Genomic DNA, 23,375 nt, shown 5'->3' on the forward strand with positions numbered 1-23,375 from the left:
TCACCCCGGCCAGACGATCGCCTGGACCTCGCTGTAGGCGTGCAGGGCGTACGAGCCGACGTCCCGGCCGACGCCGCTCTTCTTGAAGCCTCCGAACGGCGCCTCCATGTTGCGGGCGACCGTGTTGACGCCGACCCCGCCGGCCCGCAGCCGCCGTGCCACACGGAAGGCGCGGGCCACGTCGGCCGACCAGACGTAGTCGATGAGGCCGTAGTCGCTGTCGTTGGCGAGGGCGATGCCCTCCTCCTCGTCGTCGAAGGGCGTCACCGTCACCACCGGGCCGAAGATCTCCTCTCGGGCCACCCGCATGTCGTTCGTGCAGTCAGAGAGGAGAGTCGGGGGCACGTAGAAACCCCGGTCCACGGGCGGGCGTTCGCCGCCTGCCACCACCACCGCGCCTTCCTTGCGGCCGAGTTCGATGTACGACTCCACCCGGTCCCGGTGTGCCCGGGAGATCACCGGGCCGACCACCGTGTCCGGCTCGCGCGGGTCGCCGACCTTCAGGCGGCGCGCGTAGGCCGCCAGCCGCTCCACCAGGCGGTCGTAGACCGGGCGTTGGGCCAGTACCCGGGTCGGGGCCGTGCAGATCTGGCCGCTGTAGAAGGAGAACGTCGTGCCGATGCCGGACACCGCGGAGTCCACATCGGCGTCGTCGAGGACGAGCGCCGCGCCCTTGCCGCCCAGCTCCATCAACTGGCGGCGCATGTCCCGGCCGCAGACCTCGGCGATGCGCTGTCCGACCGCGGTGGAGCCCGTGAAGCTCACCATGTCGACGTCCGGGGAGGCGACCAGGGCCTCCCCCACCTCCACCGAGGAGCCGGACACTACGTTCACCACGCCGGGTGGGGCCCCAGCCGCCTCCAGGACTTCCGCCATGCGGTAGACCGACAGGGGGTCCTGTGGGGCGGGCTTCACGACGACCGTGTTGCCCATCGCGAGGGCCGGGGCGATCTTTCCGGCCGCGTTGGCCCAGGGGTTGTTGTAGGAGGAGATGCAGGCGATCACGCCGACGGGCTGGCGTATCGCCAGGGCCCCTACCACCCCGGCCTTGCCCATCGGGCCGGCCTCGTTGATCTGGGGGGCGATCGGCCACTCGGCCGGTTCCACGCGTGCGTACCGGCGGAAGCGGGCCGCAGCCACGCCGACCTGCATCGCGCGCGCGGTGCCGGTCGTGGCGCCGGTCTCCGCCTGGGCGAGTTCGGCGTAGGGGACCAGGCGTTCCCGGATCAGGTCGGCGGCCCGGGCCAGGATCGCCGCCCGCTCCTCCGGCGCCGTGCGCGACCACGGGCCGAAGGCCTCCCGGGCCGCCGTGCAGGCGTCCGCCACCTGGGCCCGTGTGGCCTCGGGGGCCGCGCCGACGGTGGCCTCGGTCGCCGGGTCGACGACCTCGTAGTGGCCGCCCTCGGGCTCGGTCCAGGTGCCGCCGATGAAGAGGCGCTGGTTCACCGGGTGCTCACCGTCCGGGTGTCGCGGCCGGAGCGCAGCACCCTGCCCGGCACCGCCCCGGTCACCACGTCGTCCCGGATCGCCTCGACGCCGTTGACCCAGACGGCGTGCACGCCGAGCGCCTTGGAGTCCAGGCGCGGGCTGTCGCCCGGCAGGTCGTGCACCAGGGTGGCCGTACCGGCGGCGATGCGTTCCGGGTCGAAGAGGACCAGGTCACCATGGAACCCCTCCTGCACGCGTCCCCGCTCGCGCAGCCCGAACAGCCGTGCCGGATCGTCGGTCAGCATCCGCACCGCCTGCTCCAGCGGCACCAGTTTCCGGCCGCGCAGACAGTCACCGAGGAAGCGTGTCGTGTACGGCGCCCCGCACATACGGTCCAGGTGCGCCCCGGCGTCCGAGCCGCCGAGCAGCACGTCCTCGTGCTGCCAGGTCTGGGCCCGCAGCGCCCAGGAGGCGGGGTCGTTGTCGGGGGGCATCGGCCAGAGCACCGTGCGCAGTTCGTCGTCGGCGCAGATCTCGACCAGGCAGGCGAACGGGTCCTGGCCGCGCTCGGCCGCGATGTCCCGCACCACGCGGCCCGTCAGCCCGCGGTTCGCCTCGCTGTAGGTGTCGCCGATGACGTACCGCCCGAAGTCCGCGAGCCGCCGGAAGACACCGGCCTCCTTGGAGGCGGCCCGGCGCAGCATCTCCGCGCGGACGTCCGGGTCGCGGAGCTTCGCGATCCGCTCCGGGACCGGCAGGCCGAGGATCGGTCCCCAGCCCGGGATCAGGTTCAGCGCGCAGAAGGTGCCCAGCGACATGTTCATGGGCGTGAGGATGGGCATGGTGAGAGCGACGATCCGGCCGCCCGCCTTGCGGGCCCGTTCGCTCGCCAGCAGCTGCCGGGGGACGCGTTCGGGCACGGCGGCGTCGACGGTGAGCACGTTCCAGTTCAGGGGGCGCCCGGCGGCCGCGCTCATCTCCACGAGCAGATCGATCTCGGCGTCGCTGAACTGGTCCAGGCACCCGGCGACGATCGCCTCGATCTGGGTGCCCTCGTGCTCGCCGACGGCCTTGGACAGCGCGAGCAGCTCGGCGGGCTCCGCGTGCCGGGACGCGACGGGGCGGCCGTCGCCGTCGGAGTGGGTGGAGGACTGGGTGGTGGACAGGCCCCAGGCGCCGGCGTCCATGGCGTCGTGCAGCAGCCCCAGCATCGCGTCGAGCTGTTCGCCGCTGGGCCGGCCGCCGACGGCGTCCTCCCCCATGACGTACCGCCGCAGCGCGCAGTGCCCCACCATGAAGCCCGCGTTGACCGCGATACGCCCTTCGAGCGCGTCCAGGTACTCCCCGAAGCCGTGCCAGTTCCAGGGGGCGCCCTCCTCCAGGGCGACCAGGGACATGCCCTCGACCTTGGACATCATGCGGCGTGTGTAGTCGGCGTCCCCGGGCCGGTCCGGGTGGAGCGGGGCGAGGGTGAAGCCGCAGTTCCCGCCGACGACCGTGGTCACCCCGTGGTTCAGGGACGGGGTGGCGTACGGGTCCCAGAACAGCTGGGCGTCGTAGTGGGTGTGCGGGTCGACGAACCCGGGCGCGAGCACGAGCCCGGTCGCGTCCTCGCTGCTCAGGGACGGTTCGGTGATGCCGGGGGCGACGACGGCGATACGGCCGTCCCGCATCCCCACATCGGCGGTGCGGGCGGGGGCGCCGGTGCCGTCGACGACGGTGGCGCCTTTGATGACGTGATCGAGCATGCCGGTTCCTCCTCGGGTCGGGGATGCGGACAGTGCCGTCAAGAGGCGCGGGCGCCCCCCACGCACCCGCGGCCGCCCACCGCGATCAGGCACCCCTCCGGAACCGCGTCGTCCGATGCACGGGATCCGTGTCGATCTTCGGAATCACGTGCTCCCCGATCAGCCGGATCGTCCGCAAGGTCTCCTCCTTGGGCACCCCCACCGGCAGCCCGAAGCTCAGCTGGTCCGCCCCGGCCTGCTCCCACCGCTTGCACTGGGTGAGCACCTCGTCCGGGTCGCCGCAGATCAGCAGCTCCTCCTCGATGAGCAGCTCCACGAACTCGGCGGTGTACGGCGGCAGTGTCTCGGGCCACTCGGGGAAGCCCTCGGGGCGCGGGAAGGTGTCGTGGTACCGGAAGACCAGCGAGGGCAGATAGTGCAGCCCGCCGTCGACCGCGACGCGCACCGCCTCCTCGTGCGTGGGCGCGCAGATGGCGGTGGTCGTCACCATCACGTTGTCGTTGACGAAGTCCCCGATCGGCTCGGCGTCCACGATCGCGCGCTTGTACTGCTCGAGCACCCACTCCATGTCGGAGACCTTCTGCACGCTGAAGCCGAGCACCCCCAGCCCCTTGCGGGCGGCCATGGCGTACGACGGCGGCGACCCGGCCGCGTACCACATCGCGGGGTGCGACTTCCCGTACGGCTTGGGCAGGATCTTGCGCGGCGGGAGGGACCAGTGCTTGCCCTGGAAGCCGGCGTACTCGTCCTGGAGCCACATCTTGGGGAACTCCGCGATGGTCTCCTCCCAGATCTCCTTCGTGTGGTTCATGTCGGTCACGCCGGGAATGAATCCGAGGATCTCGTGCGAGCCGGCGCCGCGCCCGCTGCCGAACTCGAAGCGGTTCCCGGTGAGATGGTCGAGCATGGCGACCTTCTCGGCGACCTTCACGGGGTGGTTGACCTGGGCGAGCGGGTTGAAGATGCCCGACCCGAGGTGGATGCGCTCGGTGGCGTGCGCCAGGTAGCCCAGGAACACGTCGTTGGCGGACAGATGCGAGTACTCCTCCAGGAAGTGGTGCTCGGAGGCCCAGGCGTACTTGAACCCGGACCGGTCCGCCTGGATGACGTACTCGGTCTCCTCCATGAGCGCCTTGTGCTCGGCGAGCGGGTCGGTCTCGGCGCGCCTGCCGACGTATCCCTGTACGAAGAGCCCGAATTCCAAGGCGGTTCACCGTCCCCTGGTCTCATCCGACGACCTGGTTTTATCTGACGATCCGTCAGATTCTTGTGCGGCCGACTGTGGCACCGCCCGCGTGGACCGTCAAGACATGACGGCGCGTCAGATCACGCTCACTCCGGCCAGCCAGCCGCCGTCGATCACGAAGGGCTGCCCGGTGATGTACGAGGAGTCCGCCGACGTCAGGAACAGCGCGAGCCGCGCGACCTCCTCGGGCCGCCCGATCCGGCCCAGCGGCACCAGCTTCCGGTAGAAGCCGTCGAGCGCGCGGGCGGACCGCTCCGGGTCGGCGTCCGGGTCCAGCCGGGCGGGGTTCGCCATCGCGGTGTCGACGGCCCCCGGGCAGATCGCGTTGACGCGGATGCCGCGGGACGCCAGCTCCAGCGCGGCGACCCGGGTGAGGCCGAGGACGGCGTGCTTGCTGGCCGCGTAGGCGCCCACACCCACCATGCCGGTCAGGCCCGTGTAGGAGGCGGTGTTCACGATCGTGCCGCCGTCCGCCAGCTCGGGCGCCACGGTCCGCACGCCCAGGAAGCAGCCGGTCTGGTTGACCCGCACGACCTCCATGAACTCCTCCAGCGGGGTGTCCACGAGGGCGTTGAAGCGCAGGATGCCGGCGTTGTTGACCAGGCCGTCGACATGCCCGTACGCGGCCTTCGCGGTTGCCACCGCCGCCTGCCAGTCCTCCTCCTCGCCGACGTCCAGGTGGGTGTAGCGGGCGCCCAGTTCCTTCGCCAGCGCCTCCCCCCGGTCGTCCAGCACATCGGCGAGGAGCACCTCGGCGCCCTCGGCCCGGAAGAGCCGCGCCTCCTGCTCCCCCTGGCCGCGTGCCGCGCCGGTGACGATCACGACCCGGCCGTCCAGCCTGCCCATGGCGCTCCCCCTCAGTCGAGACACGGGGCGACCTCGGCCCCGAAGGCGGCGATCTGGTCCTCCAGCTCGGCCCGGCCGCGGCTGCGCAGCCGCACCTGGACCTGGTGCACGCCCATCGCCCGGTAGGCCCGCAGCGACTCGGCGAGCGCCTGCGGCGGCCCGCTCAGCGTGCGGCGGCCGACGTCCCAGGCGGGCGTGCCCACGTACAGCGGCTCGGCGATGGCGCCCACGGTGAAGGGGCCCTCGACGCCCGCCTCCTCCCTCAGCCGGTGGATGCGGGCGATCTGCGCGGGGAGCCGGTCGCGCGGATCGCCCTGCGGCAGCCAGCCGTCGCCCTTGAGCGCGGCCCTGCGCACGGCGGCGGGCGAGGACCCGCCCACCCACACCGGGACGTGCTCCTGCGCGGGCCGCGGACGCTGCCCGAGTCCGGCGAAGTCGTACCGCTTGCCGTGGTGTTCGGGGAACTCGTCCGGCCCGAGCGCCGCGCGCAGGGCGTCGATCGACTCGTCGAGGACGGCGCCCCGGCGCGCGAAGTCCACGCCCAGCACGTCGAACTCCTCGCGCACATGCCCGGCGCCGACGCCGAGGATCAGCCGGCCGCCGCTGAGGTGGTCGAGGGTGGCGTACTGCTTGGCGGACAGCAGGGGGTGCCGCAGTCCGACGACGGCGACATGGCTGAGCAGCAGGGTCCGCTCCGTCGCGGCGGCGAGGAAGGCGAGGGTGGCGACCGGGTCGTACCAGATGGTGCTCATCGCGGCGGCGAGGCGGCGCGGGACGCCGACGTGGTCGCAGCTCGCGATGTACGCGAATCCGGCGCGGTCGGCCGCGCGGGCGACGGCGACCAGGTCGTCCGGTCCGGCGGCGGCCTCCCAGGGCTCCGCGTAGAGCGTGCTCTGCGACTGGACGGGGAGCTGGAGGCCGTAGCGCAGGCCGCTCACCGGGCACCGCCGCCCGGCCCCGGCCACAGCCCGTCGCCGGTCAGGCCGAGCAGCTCGATGGCGTTGCCCCGGACGATCCGCTCGACGACCTCGGCGTCCAGGTGCCCCATCTGGGCCTCGCCGACCTCGCGGGACTTCGGCCAGGTGGAGTCGGAGTGCGGGTAGTCCGTCTCGTACAGGACGTTGCCGACGCCGATGGCGTCGAGGTTGCGCAGGCCGAAGGCGTCGTCGAAGAAGCAGCCGTAGACGTGCTCGGCGAACAGCTCGGACGGCGGGCGGTGCACCTTGTCGGCGACGCCGCCCCAGGCGCGGTTCTCCTCCCAGACGACGTCGGCGCGCTCCAGGATGTAGGGGATCCAGCCGATCTGGCCCTCGGCGTACATCACCCTGAGGTTCGGGAAGCGCTCGAACTTGCCGCTCATCAGCCAGTCGACCATCGAGAAGCAGCAGTTGGCGAAGGTGATGGTGGAGCCGACGGCGGGCGGGGCGTCGGCGGAGGTGGAGGGCATCCGGCTGCTGGAGCCGATGTGCATGGCGACGACCGTGCCGGTCTCGTCGCAGGCGGCGAGGAAGGGGTCCCAGTCGTCGGTGTGCACGGAGGGCAGGCCGAGGTGCGGGGGTATCTCGGAGAAGGCGACGGCGCGGACGCCCCGGGCGGCGTTGCGGCGGACCTCGGCGGCGGCGAGTTCGGCGTCCCAGAGCGGGATGAGGGTGAGGGGGATCAGCCGGCCCCGCGCCTCGGGGCCGCACCACTCCCCCACCATCCAGTCGTTGTAGGCCCGCACGCACAGCAGGGCCAGTGCGCGGTCGGCGGCCTCGGTGAAGGTCTGGCCGCAGAAGCGCGGGAAAGTCGGGAAGCAGAGCGCGGACTGGACATGGTTGACGTCCATGTCGGCGAGGCGGGCGGGGACGTCGTAGGAGCCCGGGCGCATCTGCTCGTAGGTGATGACCTCGAGTCTGATCTCGTCGCGGTCGTAGCCGACGGCGGTGTCGAGGCGGGTGAGGGGGCGGTGCAGGTCCTCGTACACCCACCAGTCGCCGACGGGGCCGTCGTCGCCGGGGCGGCCCATGACGGGTTTGAACCGGCCGCCCAGGAAGGTCATGTCCTTCAGCGGGGCGCGCACGATGCGCGGGCCGGTGTCCCGGTGCTTCTTCGGGAGCCGGTCCTGCCAGACGGTGGGGGGTTCGACCGTGTGGTCGTCCACGGAGATGATCGGCGGGAACGTCGTCTCGGTGTCCATGTCGGCCACCGTAGCGCCGATCTGACGACCCGTCAGCTACGCCGGTGGGGGTCGGCCGTGCGAAGGGTGCGTGTGGACCGTGTGACATCCCGCGCGCCCGGCCGCCAACACCCGCTCCACGGCTGACGCATCGGCCGGAACAAGGCAAACTGACGGAGTTGTAAACGGTCTGAGGGAGACGGCGATGGACGGGGAACCGCGAGTGCCGGAGCAGAGGCGTCCCGGCTCCTCGGCGGATGCGGCGGCGCCGGTGACGGCCCTGCGCTTCGGCGTGCTCGGCCCGGTGCGCGCCTGGCGCGGCGAGGAGCCCCTCCCCACCGGCTCGCCACAGCAACGCGCGCTGCTGGCGGCCCTGTTGCTGCGCGAGGGGCGCACGGCGACCGCGGCGGAGCTGATCGACGCCCTGTGGGGCGAGGAACCGCCCTCGCAGGCGCTCGCCGCGGTCCGCACCTACGCCTCGCGGCTGCGCAAGGCGCTGGGCGCCGAGGTCCTGGTCAGCGAGTCCGGCGGCTACGCGATCCGCGGGCTCGGCGAGGGCGCGCTGGACCTGGCGCGGGCGCAGGAGCTCGCCGCCGACGGCGAGAAGGCGCGGGCCGCCGGGGATCTGTGCCGGGCGCGGGAGCTGCTGGGGCGGGCGCTGGCGCTGTGGGACGGCGAGGCGCTGGCCGGGGTGCCCGGCCCGTACGCGGAGGCCCAGCGGGTCCGGCTCGAGGAGTGGCGGCTGCAGCTCCTGGAGGCGCGGCTCGACATGGACCTGGAGCAGGGCTGCCACGCGGAGGCCGTCTCCGAGCTGACCGCGCTGACCGCCGCGCACCCGCTGCGCGAGCGGCTGCGGGAGCTGCTGATGCTCGCGCTGTACCGCAGCGGCCGGCAGGCGGAGGCCCTCGCGGTGTACGCCGACACCCGGCGGCTGCTCGCGGACGAGCTGGGCGTGGACCCGCGGCCCGGTCTGAAGGAGCTGCAGCAGCGCATCCTCCGGGCGGACCCGGCGCTCGCCGAGCCGTCGTCCCCGGCGGCCGAACCGGCGGCGGCGCCGGTGCGCCCGGCCCAGCTCCCGGCCACCGTGCCGGACTTCACCGGCCGGTCGGCGTTCGTCTCCGAGCTGAGCGAGGTGCTGTCCTCGGCCGAGGGCCGGGTGATGGCGGTGTCGGCGCTGGCCGGCATCGGCGGGGTGGGCAAGACGACGCTGGCGGTGCACGTCGCCCATCAGGCGCGGGCCGCCTTCCCCGACGGGCAGCTCTACGTCGACCTCCAGGGCGCCGGTCCGCGCGCCGCCGAGCCGGAGACCGTGCTGGGCTCCTTCCTGCGGGCGCTCGGCACCGCGGACACCGCGATCCCCGACTCGCTGGAGGAGCGCGCGGCGCTGTACCGGTCGGTGCTGGACGGCCGGCGGGTCCTGGTGCTGCTGGACAACGCGCGGGACGCCGCCCAGGTACGGCCGCTGCTGCCGGGCACGGACGGGTGCGCGGCGCTGGTGACGTCCCGGGTGCGCATGGTGGACCTCGCGGGCGCCCACCTCGTCGACCTGGACGTGATGTCGCCGGAGGAGGCGCTGGCCCTCTTCACGAAGATCGTCGGCCAGGAGCGGGTGGCGGCCGAGCGGGAGGCCGCGCTGGACGTGGTCGCGGCGTGCGGCTTCCTGCCGCTGGCCATCCGGATCGCGGCGTCCCGGCTGGCGGCGCGGCGCACCTGGACGGTGTCCTCGCTCGCCGCGAAGCTCGCCGACGAGCGGCGCCGGCTGGACGAGCTGCAGGCCGGGGACCTCGCGGTGAAGGCGACGTTCGAGCTGGGGTACGGCGCGCTGGAGCCCGCGCAGGCCCGCGCGTTCCGGCTGCTGGGCCTCGCGGACGGCCCCGACATCTCGCTGGCGGCGGCCGCGGCGGTGCTGGACCTACCGGTGGAGGACGCCGAGGACCTGCTGGAGCCGCTGGTCGACATGTCCCTGCTGGAGTCGGCGGCGCCGGGCCGCTACCGCTTCCACGACCTGGTCCGCCTCTACGCCCGCTCCTGCGCGGAACGCGACGAGCACCCGCCGGGGGAACGGGAGGCGGCGCTGTCGCGGCTGCTGGACTTCTATCTGGCGACCGCCGCCCGGGTCTACGCCATCGAACGCCCCGGTGACCGTCTGGTCGATCACCTGGAGGCAACCGAGTATCCCGGGCTGACCTTCACCGACGCCAAGTCGGCGGTCGACTGGCTGTACACCGAGTCGGAGTGCCTTCTGGCCTGCGTACGGCAGGGTGCCGGGGGCGGGAGGCTCCGGCGGGCCGTCGATCTGCTGTGGGTCGCCAAGGACCTGGCCGAGTCCGGAGCGAACTCGCACCAGTACGAGGCGACCGCGGTGGCCGCACGTGATCTCGCCCGGACCGCGGGCGACGGGCACGCCGAGGGGCGGGCGCGTACCGCGCTGACCAACGCCCTGATGGTGTCGGACCGGTTCGCGCAGGCCGACGAGGAGGCCCGGCAGGCCACGCTCCTCGCGCAGGCGGCCGGTGATCTCGCGCCCTGCTCCTGGGCCCCCAACGACCGGGGCATCATCGCCTTCTACCAGGGGCGTCACGACGACGGCGAACGGCACCTCCAGGAGGCCATCGCCAACTACCGCACGGACGGGAACCTCCCGGGGGAGGCGAGCGCTCTGTGCAACCTCTCGCGTATCCAGGTGAGCCTCGGCCGGACCACCAGCGCGGTGGAGCTCGCCCGGCGCGGCGTGTCCATCTACGACCAGCTGGGACTGACCGTGCGTCTGGCCAACGGCCGGCTGGCCCTCGGCATCGCCCTCACGGCGGCGGGCCGCCACGCCGAGGCGCTCAAGGAGCTCGAGGAGGCACTGCGGCTCTTCCAGGAGAACCGCCAGCGGCTGTGGGAGGGAACCGCCAACTTCCGTATGGCCGAGGCGTACATGGCGGGCGGACGCCCCGCCATGGCCGCGCAGCACGCGGAACGGGCTCTCGCGCTCCGGGTGATCGGCGGTGACTGGATGCGTGCGAACGTGCTGACCACGTTGGGGCGGGCCCTGCAGCAGATCGGGCAGACGGACCGCGCGAGGGCCTGCTGGCGCGAGGCCCTGAGCATCCACGAGGAGGCGGGCGCCGCGGAGGCCGAACAGGTCCGCGCTCTGCTCACGCCCGCGGCCGTGGCCTAGGGGCGTCACGAGTCGCGTTCATCGTTTGTTTATCGAGGGCCGCCATGCTCATGAGTGCTGATCCGTTGCGTCGGGGGGCAGACGGCTCGGCACTCGGTCGCACCACTAAGGTGATCGGCCTTGAAATGGTCCGTCCGGCGACCCGCGGGGGAGTCGCCGGACGGACCATCCGCTGTCAGTCAACAGAAAGTTCGGACGATGAGCGACGAAGCGCAGAAGCAGAAGATCAGGACGCTGGAGAACCACGCCGGCAGCCCGGGGGACGGCTCCACGGCCAAGCCTGCCGAGAACCACGCCGGCAGCGTCGCCGAGGGCGAGACCATCAAGCCCCTGGAGAACCACGCCGGCAGCATCGGCCAGGACATCCTGAAGACCGACGAGAACCACGCCGGTTCCGAGCAGGCCTGACCGGTACCCGGCCCGGAGGGCGACCGCGGCGGTGCGGAGGGGGAGCCGTCGCGGTCGTCGGCGTCAGCCGGGCGCGGGGTCCGCGTCCCGCAGCGCCGCCTTGACGACCTTCCCGCTCGCGTTCCGCGGCAGCCCCGTCACGAACTCCACCCGCCGCGGCACCTTGTAGTTCGCCATCTCCCGCCGCGCCCAGGCGATGAGGTCGTCGCCGGTGAGCACGGCTCCCGGCCGGCGGACCACGAACGCCTTGCCGACCTCGCCGAGCCGCGCGTCCGGGACGCCGATCACGGCGACGTCCGCCACCTGCGGGTGCAGCCCGAGGGTCCGCTCGATCTCCGCCGGGTAGGCGTTGAAGCCGCCGACGATGAACATGTCCTTCAGCCGGTCGGTGATCCGCAGATTGCCCGCCGCGTCGAGCACGCCGACGTCCCCGGTCCGCAGCCAGCCGTCGGCGGTCAGCACCTCGGCCGTCGCCGCCGTGTCCTCGTAGTAGCCGCGCATCACGTTGAAGCCGCGCACCAGGACCTCGCCGGGCTCGCCGGGCGGGGCCTCCACCCGGACCTCGGTGCCGGGGATCGCCCGGCCGGACGTCGTCGCGATCACCGAGGGGTCGTCGCCGCGCCGGCACATCGTGACCAGGCCCCCGGCCTCGGAGAGCCCGTAGGCGGTGAGGACCGTCTCCACGCCCAGTTCGCCGCGCAGCCGTTCCACCAGCCGGAGCGGGACGACCGCCGCGCCGGTCACCACCAGGCGCAGCGCGGACAGGTCGTGGCTGTCGCGGGCCGGGTGGTCGAGGAGCGACTGGTGCAGGGTCGGCGGGCCCGGCAGCACCGAGACGCGTTCGGACGCGATGTTGGCGAGGGCCGTCTCCACGTCGAACACCGGCTGCGGGATCATCGTGGCGCCCCGCATCAGGCAGGCGATCACCCCGGCCTTGTAGCCGAAGGTGTGGAAGAAGGGGTTCACGATCAGGTAGCGGTCGCCGTGCCGCAGGCCCGCCAGGTCGCTCCAGACCGCGTAGGCCCGCAGGGTCTGCGCGTGGGTGATCACCACGCCCTTGGGGCGGCCGGTCGTCCCGGACGTGAACACGATGTCCGAGGGCCAGGAGCCCTCGACGGCCGCCGCGCACGCCCGCACCCGTGCCGCGCTCACGGTGTCGCCGCCCGCGAGGAAGTCCTTCCAGGTGCGGTAGTCCGCGGGGGCGTCCTCCGCGAGCACGACGACCTGCTCCAGCGCGGGCGACCCCGGCCCCCCGGCGAGCGCGCGGCGCAGCGAGGCCACGTACGAGGTGCCGAGGAAGGTGCCCGTGACGAACAGCAGCCGGGCGCCGCTTCTGCGCAGCACGTCGGCCGCCTCGGCGCCCTTGAAGCGGGTGTTCAGCGGCACCAGCACCGCGCCCGCCGAGACGGCGCCGAGCGCGGCCACGATCCAGGCGGGCGAGTTGGGGGCCCACAGGGCGACCCGGTCGCCGGGCCGGACGCCCGCGGCGAGGCAGGCGGCGGCCGCCCGCTCGACACGGGCGCCGAGCTCGGCGTAGGTGATCCGGGTGCGGCCCTCCACGACGGCCTCGGTGTCCGCGTACCGGGCGGCGGCGGCCCGTACGAGTTCCGGAACGCTGCCCCACTCCACGTCACCGTCCACCACGGCCTCCCGCACCACTAGCTGACCGACCGTCAGATTAGCTGTAATCTGACGGACTGTCAGCAGTCGTTCCGGCACGCGGAGGTGCGCACCGCATGACGTCAGGCACCGGCCTCAAGGACGCCACGGCGATCGTCGGCATCGGGCAGACCCCCTTCGCCCGGCACCTCGCGGACGACGAGCGGACCCTCGCCTGCCGCGCCGTGCTCGCCGCGCTCGACGACGCCGGGATCGCGCCCGGCGAGGTCGACGCGCTGGCCTCGTACACGATGGAGGAGACCGACGAGGTCGAGCTGGCGAAGGCCGTCGGCCTCGGCGACCTCACCTACTTCGGCAGGGTCGGCTACGGCGGCGGCGGTTCCTGCGCCACCGTCGCGCATCTGGCCGCCGCCGTCGCCACCGGGCAGGCGTCGGTGGGTGTCGCCTGGCGGTCCCGGAAACGCGGCAGCGGCCCCCGGCCCTGGCGGAACACGACCGCGCAGCTGCCCACCCCGGCCCAGTGGACCCGGCCGTACGGCCTGTTGCGCCCGGTCGACGAGATCGCCATGCTCGCCCGCCGCTACATGCACGAGTACGGCGCCACCCGCGACCACCTCTTCAACGTGGCCCTCGCCTGCCGCAACCGCGCCAACCAGAACCCGGCCGCGATCATGTACGACCGCCCGCTGACCCGCGAGATGTACATGACCTCGCGCTGGATCAGCGAGCCCCTGTGCCTGTACGACAACTGCCTGGAGACCGACGGCGCCCTCGCCTGTGTGATCGTCGGCCGTGAGCGCGCCCGCGACTGCCGGCGGGCCCCCGTGTACGTGCACGCGGCCGCGCAGGGCCTGCCCGCCCAGCACCACGGCATGGTCAACTACTGGAACGACGACCCGCTCACCGGCCCCGCCTGGACGGCCGCCCGGCATCTGTGGAAGCACGCCGACCTCACCCCCGAGGACGTGGACGTCGCCCAGATCTACGACGCGTTCACCGCGCTCGTGCCGCTCTCCCTGGAGGGGTACGGGTTCTGCGCGCGGGGCGAGGGCGGGGCGTTCACCGAGGGCGGCGCCCTGGAGACCGGCGGACGGCTGCCGCTGAACACGGGCGGCGGCGGCCTCAGCGAGGCGTACGTCCACGGCTTCAACCTGATCACCGAGGGCGTCAAGCAGTTGCGCGGCACCAGCACCGCGCAGGTCCCCGGCGCCGCCACCTGCCTCGTCACCGCGGGCGAGGGCGTCCCCACCTCCGCGCTGCTCCTGAGGAGTTGACCGCTGATGCTGTCCCCCGTCACCGACGCCGACGGCGCCCCCTTCTGGGAGTACGCCGCCCGGGGCGAGCTGCGCGTGCAGACCTGCGGCGCCTGCGCCGAGCCCCGCTTCCCGCCCCGGCCCTGCTGCCCGCACTGCCAGTCCTTCGCGAGCGAGTGGCGCCTCATGAGCGGACACGGGCGGATCTGGTCGTACGTCGTCCCCCACCCGCCCCTGCTGCCGGACTACGCGGAGCTGGCGCCGTACAACGTGGTGGTCGTCGCGCTCGCCGACGCGCCCCGGATCCGGCTCGTCGGCAACGTCGTCGCCGGTCCCGGCGCGGCCCTGAACTCCGTGCCGCCGGAGCTGATCCGTATCGGCGCCCGGGTCCGGGCGGTGTTCGACGGGACGGGGCTGCCGCGCTGGACGCTGGAGCGGCCATGAGCCTGGACGTGCGCGTCGACAAGGACACCGGGGTCGCCGTGGTCACCCTGGACCGGCCCGGGCGGCTCAACGCGCTCGACCTGGCGACGCGGGACGAACTGGTCGCCGCCTGGCGGCGGATGCGGTTCGACGACACCGTCCGGGCCGTCGTCCTGACCGGCGCCGGGGAGCGGGCGTTCTGCACCGGCCTGGACCGGGACACCGTGGTGCCGCAGCCCGACTCCCCCTATATGACGGACGATCCGCTGCTGCGGGCCGGACCCAAGTCCAACGACCTGTGGAAGCCGGTGATCGCCGCCGTGCGGGGCATGGCCTGCGGGGGTGCCTTCTATCTGCTCGGCGAGAGCGACTTCCTCGTCGCCGACCCGACCGCCGCCTTCTTCGACCCGCACACCACGTACGGCATGGTCAGCGCCTACGAGTCCATACTGATGGCGCTGCGCATGCCGTACGGGGAGGCTGCCCGGATGGCGCTGATGGGCTCCGCGGAACGGCTGGGCGCGCGGCGGGCCCATGAGATCGGGCTGGTCTCCGAACTCACCGCCCCCGGTGAGGCGTTGCCCGTGGCCGTCGAGCGCGCGGCGGTGATCGCCGGGTATCCGCCGGAGGGTGTGCAGGGCACCGTGCGGGCGCTGTGGGCGGCCCGGGAGGCCGCCCTCGACCGCGCCTTCGCGCAGGCCCCGCATCTCATCGCGCTCGGCAATCTGCCGGGCGAGCGGCAGGAGGAGCTGTTCCGCACCCGGAGCCGCGCGTTCAGAACCCGGTGACAGCCCTTAGTACGAGTCGGCCATGCGCAGGGCCTCGCCCAGCACGCAGGTGCCGCTGCCGGTGGCCTGCGTGCGGGCCGTGACGTCGACCGACTCGGTGGCGCCCGGCTCGACGGTCAGGATGCCGGAGGTCTGCTTGTCCAGCTCCCCGCCCCCGGCGTCCTTGAACGTGACGGTGAACGTGTACGAGTACGTCCGCAGCGCGTCGCTGTTGGTGGCGCTCACCCGGGCGCCGAGCCCGCGCTCCGGGTCGTTCTCACAGCGGACGATGTCGACGTCATCGGTCTCCGCGGCGTCCGGGCCCTCGCTGGTCTGCGCACCGCCGCCCGAGGTGGACCCGGTGTCGTAGTCGTCATCGTCGTCGTAGTGGGTGCTGCCGCCCCCGCTGCCGCCGGAGCTCGACGAGGAGCTGCTGGACGAGTCCGAGCCGCTGCAGCCGCCGCCGCTGGAGTGCCGGGCCCCGGTCAGTGCGACGACGACTCCGACGAACACGGCCACCGCGCGGACATGGCGAAGCTTCACTGGTGTCAACCCCCGTTGAATTTGAGCGTGAGCACGTCACGGTAGCAGTCGGTGAGCGCCAGAAAGCGCTCACTCGGCGTGACGGCCCGTGCAGGACCCGTGAAGACCCCTATGCGGTACGGGCGGTTCCAGTGCCTTTCTCCGCGTCCAGCGCGTAGACGCAGCGGTCCTTGCTGCACGCGTACACCACGCCGTCGCGGACCACCGGGGAGCCGGTGATCTCGCCGCCGGTGGCGAGCTTCCAGCGCAGCCGGCCGTCGTCGGCCTTGAGCGTGTAGAGCAGATGGTCGGTGGAGCCGAAGTGGATACGGCCCTCCGCCACCGCGGGCGCGCCCACGATGTCGCCGCCCGCCTGGAAGCGCCACTTGGGCGTCCCGGTGACGGCGTCCAGGGTGTACAGGCCCTTGCCGCTGCCGACGTGGACATGGCCCGCGGCCACCAGCACCGGCTCGGTCGAGGAGCGGGCCTCGGTGGCGATGCGCCAGCGGTCGCGGCCGTCGGTGGCGTCCAGCGCGTACACCGTGCCGAGGTAGTCGGCGAGGTACACACCGCCGCCGGTCACCGCGGGACCCGGTACGAAGGCCGGCGGGCACAGGAAGACCGCCGGGGCCTCGAAGTGCCAGCGGACGTGCCCGCCGATCGCGTCGAGGGCGAGCACCCGGGTGCCGGCCGAGACGTACACGAAGCCGTCGTGGGCGCGGGCCACCCGTACCGGCACCCCGCCGCAGGAGGCGGCGTCGCCGATCGGGTACGACCAGCGCTCGTCGCCGGTGCGGGCGTCCAGGGCGCGCAGCCGGGCGTCCTGCCAGACGTACGCGCTGCCGTCGAACAGCGCGGGGCCCGCCTCCGGGGTCTCGAAGTCGGTCTGCGCGCCGGTGATCTCCCAGAGCTTCTGGCCGTTCGACGCCTCCCAGGCCTGGACGCCGCCGCCGCGGGTGCCGGTGAGGACCGTGCCCCGCTCGGCCTTCAGGGAGTACACCCAGGCGTCCGTCTGGAGCCGCCACAGGTCGGCACCCTCCCTGCAGTCCAGGGCGAAGAGGGTGGGGCCGTCCGAGGCGTGGATGCGTCCGTCGGCGACCGCCATGGACCAGGCGACGTCCCGGGTCTTGAAGCGGCGCCGGCCGGTGGCCACGTCGAGGGCGTGCACCTCGAAGGAGGTGACGTAGACGAGGTCGCCGGCGACGGCGGGGGTGCCCCAGACGTCGTTCGACATGCGGAAGCGCCAGGGGCGCCAGCCGCCCGGGCCCTCGGCGGGGGCCGCGGGCGCGGCCGGGAGGGCGGGGTCGGCGCCGTTGACGCCGGGGCGGGGCTTGGACCAGGAGGCGACCAGGGCGGACTCGGCGGGCGGCGCCTTCATCGCGGCGGCGCGGGCGTCGGCGACCCGGGGGCCGGGGCCGATCGGGACGGCGGCGCCGGCCAGATGGACCGGGCCGGTGTCGGGGGCGCCGACCGGGACCGGCTGGGGCGCCGGGACGACCGGGTCGTGCGGCGGCGGGGGCGGCACGGGCGCGGGGACGTTGCGTCCGGCGCTGCGGCCCGAGGCGGGCGCGGGCTTGGGGGCGGGGCGGCCGCCGCGGCGCGTCTCGATCAGGCTGACGGCCCGCTCGGGCAGCCAGGCGGAGGCGGTGCCGCTGTCGTCGGTGCCGGAGCCGAAGAGGTGCGGGGCGAGCTGGGCCTGGAGGTCGGCCGGGTTGGGCCGGGCCGTCGGGTCCATCTGCATACAGGACTCGATGAGGGGGCGCAGCTCGTCGGGCAGGCCCTCCAGGTCCGGGCCCTCGCGCAGCAGCATGAAGACGGTCTCGACCGGGTTGGCGCCGTGGAAGGGCGGGTGCCCGGTGGCGGCGAACACCAGCATCGAGCCCAGCGAGAAGACGTCGCTGGCGCCGGTGACGCTGCGGGAGTCCTTCGCCTGCTCCGGGGACATGTAGGCGGGGGTGCCGACGGCGACGTTGGTCATGGTCAGACGTGTGTTCGACACGCCGGACGCGATACCGAAGTCGATGACGCGCGGCCCGTCCTCGACGACGAGCACGTTGGACGGCTTGAGGTCGCGGTGGACGAGTCCGGCGCCGTGGATCGACTGGAGGGCCTCCGCCACACCGGCCGCCAGCCAGCGCACCGCCTGGGCCGGGAGCGGCCCGCACTCGTTCACTATCTCCTCGAGGGAGGGCGCGGGGACGTACGCGGTGGCCAGCCACGGCACGGCGGCACGCGGGTCGGCGTCGACCACCGCGGCCGTGTAGAAGCCGGAGACCGCCCGGGCCGCCTCCACCTCGCGCGTGAAGCGGACGCGGAAGAGCTGGTCCTCGGCGAGCTCCGTGCGGACGGTCTTGATCGCCACCCGCCGGCCCGAGGCCGACCGCGCGAGATAGACCAGCCCCATGCCGCCGGCGCCCAGCCGCCCGAGCACCTCGAACGGCCCGATCCTGCGCGGATCGTGCTGCGTCAGCTGATCCACCACTCTGCCTGCCACCTCCCCGTACGGGCCCCGTGCACCCACATATGTACGTGACCCCGTGCAGCGTCTCACCACCGCACCGCCGCGGCGGCACGCACCCCGATTCTTCCTGTCCGAGCGCCCGGTGGCGAACCCGGGTTCAAAAAGGGGTGTCTCGGTACAAACCAGTACATCGAGAGGGGCGATTGGCCCCTCTCACCTGCCGGGACGCCCCGCTCAGCGCTCCAGAAGGCCGAACGACGCCCCCTGATTGTCGGTGACGACGGCGACCGTGCCGTACGACGTCTCGAAGGGCGGGACCTGCACCCGCCCGCCGAGGCCGCTCACGCGCGAGAGGGCGCGCGCACAGTCCTCGACGCGGAAGTGCACGACGAAGTGGGGCGGCATCATCTCCGCGAAGACCTCCCCGACCGCCGCCCGCCCGAAGTCCGGCTCGGCGCCGGGGCCGAACAGGGCGTCGTGGAAGAGCCCGCCGTAGAAGGTGTTGGCGGCCTCGGTGTCCCGGGCGTACAGCTCCGCCCACGCGAACGTCCCCGGCTCGTGCCGGCGCCCGAACCCGGGGTGCGAGCCCGCCTCCCACAGCCCGAACACGGCGCCCTCGGGGTCGGTGACCAGCGCGGCCGTGCCGAGCCCCTCCCCCACCTCCACGGGCGAGGTGACCACCTGGCCGCCCGCCTGCCGGATCCGCCCGGCCAGCGCCCGGGCGTCCGGGGTCGCGAAGTACACCGTCCACACGCTGGGCATCCGCCCGTCCGTCTTCGGCGTCAGCGCGGCCACCCGGTCACCGTCCAGCAGGGCCCATACGGCGGAGTCGTACGCCTCCTCGAAGGCCCAGCCGAAGAGCTCGCCGTAGAACCGCCTGCCCGCTTCCACGTCGGGGATCTGCGCGTCCACCCAGCACGGAACGCCCTCCACCTGATCCGTTCCGTCTGCGGATGCCCTGTTTTCGGCCATACCGCCAACGTAACGGCCCCGCGCGCACCGCGCAGACCAGGCACACCACCCCTCGCACCCCGGTGCACCCCATTTGCAGTCGGCCGAATCGCGCCCCGATGCCGCCTCGGTAAGCTGACGACATGACAGGACAAGTGCGTACCGTCGACGGCCGCGTGGCCGGCCGGCGTGGGCAGGCGACCCGGCAGAAGCTGCTCGACTGCCTCAGCGAGATGCTCAGCTCTTCCCCGTACCGGGACGTCAAAGTCATCGATGTCGCCCGGAAGGCGGGCACTTCTCCCGCCACCTTCTACCAGTACTTCCCGGACGTCGAGGGCGCCGTCCTGGAGATCGCCGAGCAAATGGCCACCGAGGGCGCGGAGTTGACCGAGCTGGTCGAGGGCCGCAGCTGGACGGGGAAGGCCGGCTGGCAGACCGCGCAGGAACTCGTCGACGGCTTCCTGGACTTCTGGCGCCGCAACGACGCGATCCTGCGGGTCGTCGACCTCGGCGCGTCCGAGGGCGACAAGCGCTTCTACAAGATCCGCATGAAGATCCTGAACTCGGTCAACAACTCCCTCGCGGACGCGGTGACCCAGCTCCAGGCGAAGGGCAAGGTCGACAAGGACGTCAACCCCGCCGCCATCGCCGGATCGCTCGTCGCGATGCTCGCCGCGGTGGCCTCGCACCAGAAGGGCTTCCAGACCTGGGGCGTCAAGCAGGCCGAACTCAAGCCCAATCTGGCCCTGTTGGTGCACCTGGGCGTGACCGGCAGGAAGCCGACGAAGTGACGCCCGGGCGTCCGGCGGGGCGGCCCTCCGCCGGATAGCCCCCCCAAGTCCTGTCTGGCAGGCGGTGGTCCACCCGGGTGGGCCACCGCCTGCCGTGCGTCACGGCCCGGTCCGGCCCGGCAGCGGCCGGTCCTTCACCACGTGCTTCATCACCAGCGTCGACGTCAGCCGCTGCACCCCCGGCAGCGTGGCCAGCCGCTCGTCGTACAGCCGCTGGTAGGCGGCGAGATCGGCGGCGACGACCCGCAGCAGATAGTCGGGCTCCCCGAACAGCCGCTGCGCCTCCAGCACCTCCTCCACCTCGCCGAGCGCCCGCTCGAACCCGGCGACGGTGTCCCGGTCCTCCTGCCGCATGGAGACGAAGACCAGCGCCTCGAAGGCCAGCCCGACGGCGGCCGGGTCCACCACGGCCCGGTATCCGCCGATGGCGCCGGACCGCTCCAGCTCGCGCAGCCGCCGATGGCACGGCGAGACACTGAGCCCCACCCGGGCGGCCAGCTCCGTCACGGTGAGCCGGCCGTCCTGCTGCAGCTCGGCGAGGATGCGTCTGTCCACGTCGTCCATGGGCGGATCCTCCCCCGGAGGGCCGGGTGCCGGGCAAATGCCGCCGTCGTTTTCGGGTCAGCGGACCTGGGGCGTGAGCCGGAAGACCCGGATCTCCCGGTCCACGCGGGCCTGGTACGCCGCGTACGGGGTCCAGAGGGCCACCGCCGCCCGCCAGGCCGCCTCCCGCTCCTCCCCCGCCAGGAGCGCGGCCGTGACGGGGATCGTGCGGCCCTTGACGTCGATCGCGGCGTCGGGGTGGGCGAGCAGATTGTGGGTCCAGGCGGGGTGCCCGGGCCGGCCGAAGTTGGAGCCGACGAGGAGCCAGGAGCGGCCCTCCCCCTCGGGCACACAGGCGAGCGGCGTCCGGCGGGCCCGTCCGCTGCGGGCACCGGTGGAGGTCAGCACGACACCGGGCAGCATCAGGGCGCTGAGCAGCACCTTTCCCCGAGTGAGCCGGTGCACGGCCCGGTCGAGGGCGGGGACGGCATGGGGGGCGGCGCGGGCGAAGGCCCGGGTCGCGGAGACCTTCTGCACGGCCCGTACGACGGCTCGCGGCATGGTCACACCCGTACCTCCCGTGTCCCGGACGCCTCGAAGAGCCGGGCCGTCCCGGCGGCGTGCGCGCGCAGCCGGTGGACCGGCCCGAGGAGCAGTTCGTCGCCGGCGGCCCGCTTGAAGTACAGGTGCGCCTCGTGCTCCCAGGTGAAACCGAGGCCGCCGTGGAACTGGATGGCCTCGGCGGAGGCGGTCCGCTGCGCCCGCAGCGCCTGGGCGAGGGCGAGGCCGCCGGCCCGTTCGCCGTGGGCCGCCGCCCAGGCCGCGTAGTACGCCGCGGACCGGGCCGCCTGCACCTCGACGTACACGTCCGCGAGCCGGTGCTTGACGGCCTGGAAGGACCCGATCGGCCGCCCGAACTGCTCGCGCCGCCCGACGTGCTCCACGGTCCGCTCCAGGGCCCGTCCCGCGGCGCCCACGGCCTCGCAGGCGAGGACCGCCGCAACCCGGTCGCCGGTCTCCGCGAGGGCACCGGTCACGTCGGCCCCCTCCTCCCCCAGCAGTCGCGCGTCGACGTCCCTGAGGTGCACCCGGCCCTGTGGGCGGGTGGCGTCGACGGTGGTCCGCCGGGCGCGGGCCACTCCGGCGGCGTCGCCGGGCACCAGGAACAGCAGGGTCCGCGGGCGGGTGTAGCCCCCGGTGTGCGCGGCGACGACGAGCAGGCCGGCGCTGTGCCCGTCGAGGACCTGGTCCGCCTGCCCGTACAGCCGCCAGCCGCCCGTGGTCCGCCGGGCCTGTACGCCGCCCGCCCGGCCGCCGCCGGCCCAGTCGCCGCCGTTGCCGCCGGTCAGGGCGAGGGCGGTGGCGAGGACGGTGCCGTCGACCGCGAGCGCGGCGGTGAGGGCGCCGGAGGCGAGGCGGGGCAGCAGTTCCTCCCGCTGGGCGGGGGTGCCGAGCGCGGCGATCAGGGGGGTGGCGAGGACGGTGGTGGCCAGGAGCGGGGAGGGCGCCAGGGCCCGGCCGGTCTCCTCGCAGGCGAGGGCGAGTTCGGTCACCGAGCAGCCGACACCGCCGTATGTCTCGGGGAGGGCGAGGCCGGGCAGGCCGAGCCGTTCGGCGAGGGCGGTCCACAGCGCGGGGTCGTGACCGGAGGGGGTGTCGAGGGCGGCGCGCAGCTCGTGGGGGCCGCAGCGGCTCTCGAGCAGGTCGCGCAGGGCGCGGCGGACGCCGTCCTGCTCGGGGGTGAGGCTGGTGTCCATGGGCGGTTCCCTCCGGCTCTTCCCCTCGGATCTGACGGTCCGTCATATTAGGAGCGCCGACATGAGATGCCCAGAGGCGGGAGGCCGCGCATGACTGCCGGGAGCCGGAGCGTCGCCGTGGTGGGTGTGGCCCTGTCCGACTGCGGGCGGGTGGACGACACGACCGCGTACACCCTGCACGCCCAGGCCGCGCGCCGGGCGCTGGCCGACGCCGGGCTCGGCCGGGAGGTGGTGGACGGCTTCGCCTCCGCGGGCCTCGGCGTGCTCGCGCCCGTCGAGGTGGCCGAGTATCTGGGCCTGCGCCCGACCTGGGTGGACTCCACCTCGGTCGGCGGCGCCACCTGGGAGGTGATGGCCGCCCACGCGGTCGACGCGATCGCCCGTGGTCACGCGAACGCCGTGCTGCTGGTGTACGGCTCGACGGCCCGCGCGGACATCAGGGCGGGCCGGCGGACCGGCGATCTGTCCTTCGGCGGCCGGGGTCCCGCGCAGTTCGAGGTCCCCTACGGGCACACGCTGATCGCCAAGTACGCCATGGCCGCCCGCCGCCACATGGTCGAACACGGCACGACCGTCGAGCAGTTGGCGGAGGTGGCCGTCCAGGCGCGGGCCAACGCGGCCCTGAACCCGGAGGCGCTGCACCGCGACCCCGTCACCGTGGACGACGTGCTGTCCGGCCCGATGATCGCGGACCCGTTCACCCGGCTGCACTGCTGTCTGCGCTCCGACGGCGGCGCGGCGGTGCTGCTGGCCGCCGAGGAGTACGTCGCCGGCTGCCGTACGGCACCGGTGTGGGTGCTCGGCACCGGGGAGCACGTCTCGCACGCGTCGATGTCCGAGTGGCCGGACTTCACGACCGGCCCGGCGGCGGTGAGCGGGCGGCTCGCCTTCGCCCGGGCCGGACTGCGGCCCGAGGAGATGGACTTCGCCGAGCTGTACGACGCCTTCACCTATATGACGCTGGTGACCCTGGAGGACCTGGGCTTCTGCGCCAAGGGCGAGGGCGGGGCGTTCGTCGGGAAGGGGCGGCTGCTGGTGCGCGGCGGGGAGCTGCCGGTGAACACGGACGGGGGCGGTCTGTCGGCCCAGCATCCCGGGATGCGCGGGCTGTTCCTGCTGGTGGAGGCGGTACGTCAGCTGCGGGGCGAGGCCGGGGAGCGTCAGGTGGCCCGGCGGGGCCGGACGGGGGAGCCGCCTCGGCTGGGCGTGGTGTCGGCGACGGGGGGATGGTTCTGCTCGTCGGGGACGTTGGTACTGGGAAGGGAGTGAACCGACCCGAGGAGACGG

At 73.6% G+C, this 23,375-nt stretch carries 20 protein-coding genes; 7 read left to right on the forward strand and 13 right to left on the reverse strand.

Annotated features, from left to right (window positions below):
* From KBY32_RS20245 to KBY32_RS20270, 6 genes are all read right to left on the reverse strand, one after another.
* Positions 1 to 1,446, reverse strand: a complete 1,446-nt coding sequence (locus tag KBY32_RS20245; protein ID WP_210981071.1) for an aldehyde dehydrogenase family protein — start codon at positions 1,444 to 1,446, stop codon at positions 1 to 3.
* Positions 1,443 to 3,176 (reverse strand): amidohydrolase family protein, encoded by a 1,734-nt coding sequence (locus tag KBY32_RS20250; RefSeq protein WP_210981072.1) that lies wholly within the window; start codon positions 3,174 to 3,176, stop codon positions 1,443 to 1,445. Before KBY32_RS20250 ends, KBY32_RS20245 begins: the two co-directional genes overlap by 4 nt.
* A gap of 85 nt (positions 3,177 to 3,261) precedes the next feature.
* Complete coding sequence (locus KBY32_RS20255) at positions 3,262 to 4,380, reverse strand: LLM class flavin-dependent oxidoreductase (RefSeq protein WP_210981073.1); 1,119 nt, start codon at positions 4,378 to 4,380, stop codon at positions 3,262 to 3,264.
* A 117-nt stretch (positions 4,381 to 4,497) separates the two neighbouring features.
* The gene (locus KBY32_RS20260) at positions 4,498 to 5,268 is read right to left on the reverse strand and encodes an SDR family NAD(P)-dependent oxidoreductase (RefSeq protein WP_210981074.1); all 771 of its coding nucleotides are present in this window, start codon (positions 5,266 to 5,268) and stop codon (positions 4,498 to 4,500) included.
* Between the two features lie 11 nt (positions 5,269 to 5,279).
* Entirely contained in the window at positions 5,280 to 6,197 is a 918-nt protein-coding gene (locus tag KBY32_RS20265; protein ID WP_210981234.1) for a TIGR03619 family F420-dependent LLM class oxidoreductase, read from the reverse strand.
* A 5-nt stretch (positions 6,198 to 6,202) separates the two neighbouring features.
* Positions 6,203 to 7,447 (reverse strand): amidohydrolase family protein, encoded by a 1,245-nt coding sequence (locus KBY32_RS20270; RefSeq protein WP_210981075.1) that lies wholly within the window; start codon positions 7,445 to 7,447, stop codon positions 6,203 to 6,205.
* A gap of 184 nt (positions 7,448 to 7,631) precedes the next feature.
* Here KBY32_RS20270 and KBY32_RS20275 point away from each other — a divergent pair, with 184 nt between their 5' ends.
* Positions 7,632 to 10,592 carry a BTAD domain-containing putative transcriptional regulator gene (locus KBY32_RS20275; protein ID WP_210981076.1) on the forward strand — a complete coding sequence of 987 codons (2,961 nt, stop codon included), beginning with the start codon at positions 7,632 to 7,634 and terminating at the stop codon, positions 10,590 to 10,592.
* Between the two features lie 198 nt (positions 10,593 to 10,790).
* Positions 10,791 to 11,000 (forward strand): hypothetical protein, encoded by a 210-nt coding sequence (locus KBY32_RS20280; RefSeq protein WP_210981077.1) that lies wholly within the window; start codon positions 10,791 to 10,793, stop codon positions 10,998 to 11,000.
* Positions 11,001 to 11,063: 63 nt separating this feature from the next.
* Here the strand turns inward: KBY32_RS20280 and KBY32_RS20285 are convergent, their stop codons facing one another.
* Positions 11,064 to 12,641 carry a FadD3 family acyl-CoA ligase gene (locus tag KBY32_RS20285; RefSeq protein WP_308293770.1) on the reverse strand — a complete coding sequence of 526 codons (1,578 nt, stop codon included), beginning with the start codon at positions 12,639 to 12,641 and terminating at the stop codon, positions 11,064 to 11,066.
* A 95-nt stretch (positions 12,642 to 12,736) separates the two neighbouring features.
* Here KBY32_RS20285 and KBY32_RS20290 point away from each other — a divergent pair, with 95 nt between their 5' ends.
* Genes KBY32_RS20290 through KBY32_RS20300 form a run of 3 tightly spaced genes read left to right on the forward strand, consistent with a single transcriptional unit; the run spans position 12,737 to position 15,084 of the window.
* Positions 12,737 to 13,894, forward strand: coding sequence for a lipid-transfer protein (locus KBY32_RS20290; protein WP_210981078.1), 1,158 nt, complete (start codon positions 12,737 to 12,739; stop codon positions 13,892 to 13,894).
* A 6-nt stretch (positions 13,895 to 13,900) separates the two neighbouring features.
* Positions 13,901 to 14,317 carry a Zn-ribbon domain-containing OB-fold protein gene (locus KBY32_RS20295; protein WP_055623591.1) on the forward strand — a complete coding sequence of 139 codons (417 nt, stop codon included), beginning with the start codon at positions 13,901 to 13,903 and terminating at the stop codon, positions 14,315 to 14,317.
* Positions 14,314 to 15,084: an enoyl-CoA hydratase/isomerase family protein gene (locus KBY32_RS20300; RefSeq protein WP_210981079.1), complete on the forward strand. Its 771-nt coding sequence runs from the start codon at positions 14,314 to 14,316 to the stop codon at positions 15,082 to 15,084. Before KBY32_RS20295 ends, KBY32_RS20300 begins: the two co-directional genes overlap by 4 nt.
* A 6-nt stretch (positions 15,085 to 15,090) precedes the next feature.
* Here the strand turns inward: KBY32_RS20300 and KBY32_RS20305 are convergent, their stop codons facing one another.
* From KBY32_RS20305 to KBY32_RS20315, 3 genes are all read right to left on the reverse strand, one after another.
* Positions 15,091 to 15,606: a hypothetical protein gene (locus KBY32_RS20305; RefSeq protein WP_210981080.1), complete on the reverse strand. Its 516-nt coding sequence runs from the start codon at positions 15,604 to 15,606 to the stop codon at positions 15,091 to 15,093.
* A gap of 109 nt (positions 15,607 to 15,715) precedes the next feature.
* Positions 15,716 to 18,067: a PQQ-binding-like beta-propeller repeat protein gene (locus tag KBY32_RS20310; RefSeq protein ID WP_210981081.1), complete on the reverse strand. Its 2,352-nt coding sequence runs from the start codon at positions 18,065 to 18,067 to the stop codon at positions 15,716 to 15,718.
* Positions 18,068 to 18,280: 213 nt separating this feature from the next.
* On the reverse strand, positions 18,281 to 19,018 hold the full coding sequence (locus KBY32_RS20315) for a VOC family protein (RefSeq protein ID WP_210981082.1): 738 nt from the start codon (positions 19,016 to 19,018) through the stop codon (positions 18,281 to 18,283).
* A gap of 134 nt (positions 19,019 to 19,152) precedes the next feature.
* Here KBY32_RS20315 and KBY32_RS20320 point away from each other — a divergent pair, with 134 nt between their 5' ends.
* Positions 19,153 to 19,788, forward strand: a complete 636-nt coding sequence (locus KBY32_RS20320) for a TetR family transcriptional regulator (protein WP_055623596.1) — start codon at positions 19,153 to 19,155, stop codon at positions 19,786 to 19,788.
* A gap of 99 nt (positions 19,789 to 19,887) precedes the next feature.
* Here the strand turns inward: KBY32_RS20320 and KBY32_RS20325 are convergent, their stop codons facing one another.
* Genes KBY32_RS20325 through KBY32_RS20335 form a run of 3 tightly spaced genes read right to left on the reverse strand, consistent with a single transcriptional unit; the run spans position 19,888 to position 22,088 of the window.
* Positions 19,888 to 20,352, reverse strand: a complete 465-nt coding sequence (locus KBY32_RS20325; protein WP_055623597.1) for an Lrp/AsnC family transcriptional regulator — start codon at positions 20,350 to 20,352, stop codon at positions 19,888 to 19,890.
* A gap of 57 nt (positions 20,353 to 20,409) precedes the next feature.
* Positions 20,410 to 20,892 (reverse strand): nitroreductase/quinone reductase family protein, encoded by a 483-nt coding sequence (locus tag KBY32_RS20330; protein ID WP_210981236.1) that lies wholly within the window; start codon positions 20,890 to 20,892, stop codon positions 20,410 to 20,412.
* A gap of 2 nt (positions 20,893 to 20,894) precedes the next feature.
* The gene (locus KBY32_RS20335; protein WP_210981083.1) at positions 20,895 to 22,088 is read right to left on the reverse strand and encodes an acyl-CoA dehydrogenase family protein; all 1,194 of its coding nucleotides are present in this window, start codon (positions 22,086 to 22,088) and stop codon (positions 20,895 to 20,897) included.
* 90 nt (positions 22,089 to 22,178) lie between these two features.
* Here KBY32_RS20335 and KBY32_RS20340 point away from each other — a divergent pair, with 90 nt between their 5' ends.
* Positions 22,179 to 23,357 (forward strand): acetyl-CoA acetyltransferase, encoded by a 1,179-nt coding sequence (locus tag KBY32_RS20340; RefSeq protein ID WP_210981084.1) that lies wholly within the window; start codon positions 22,179 to 22,181, stop codon positions 23,355 to 23,357.
* The last annotated feature ends 18 nt before the right edge of the window (positions 23,358 to 23,375 follow it).

The sequence above is a fragment of the Streptomyces sp. RK62 genome, assembly GCF_018070255.1.
In the GTDB taxonomy this organism is placed as follows: domain Bacteria; phylum Actinomycetota; class Actinomycetes; order Streptomycetales; family Streptomycetaceae; genus Streptomyces; species Streptomyces nigra.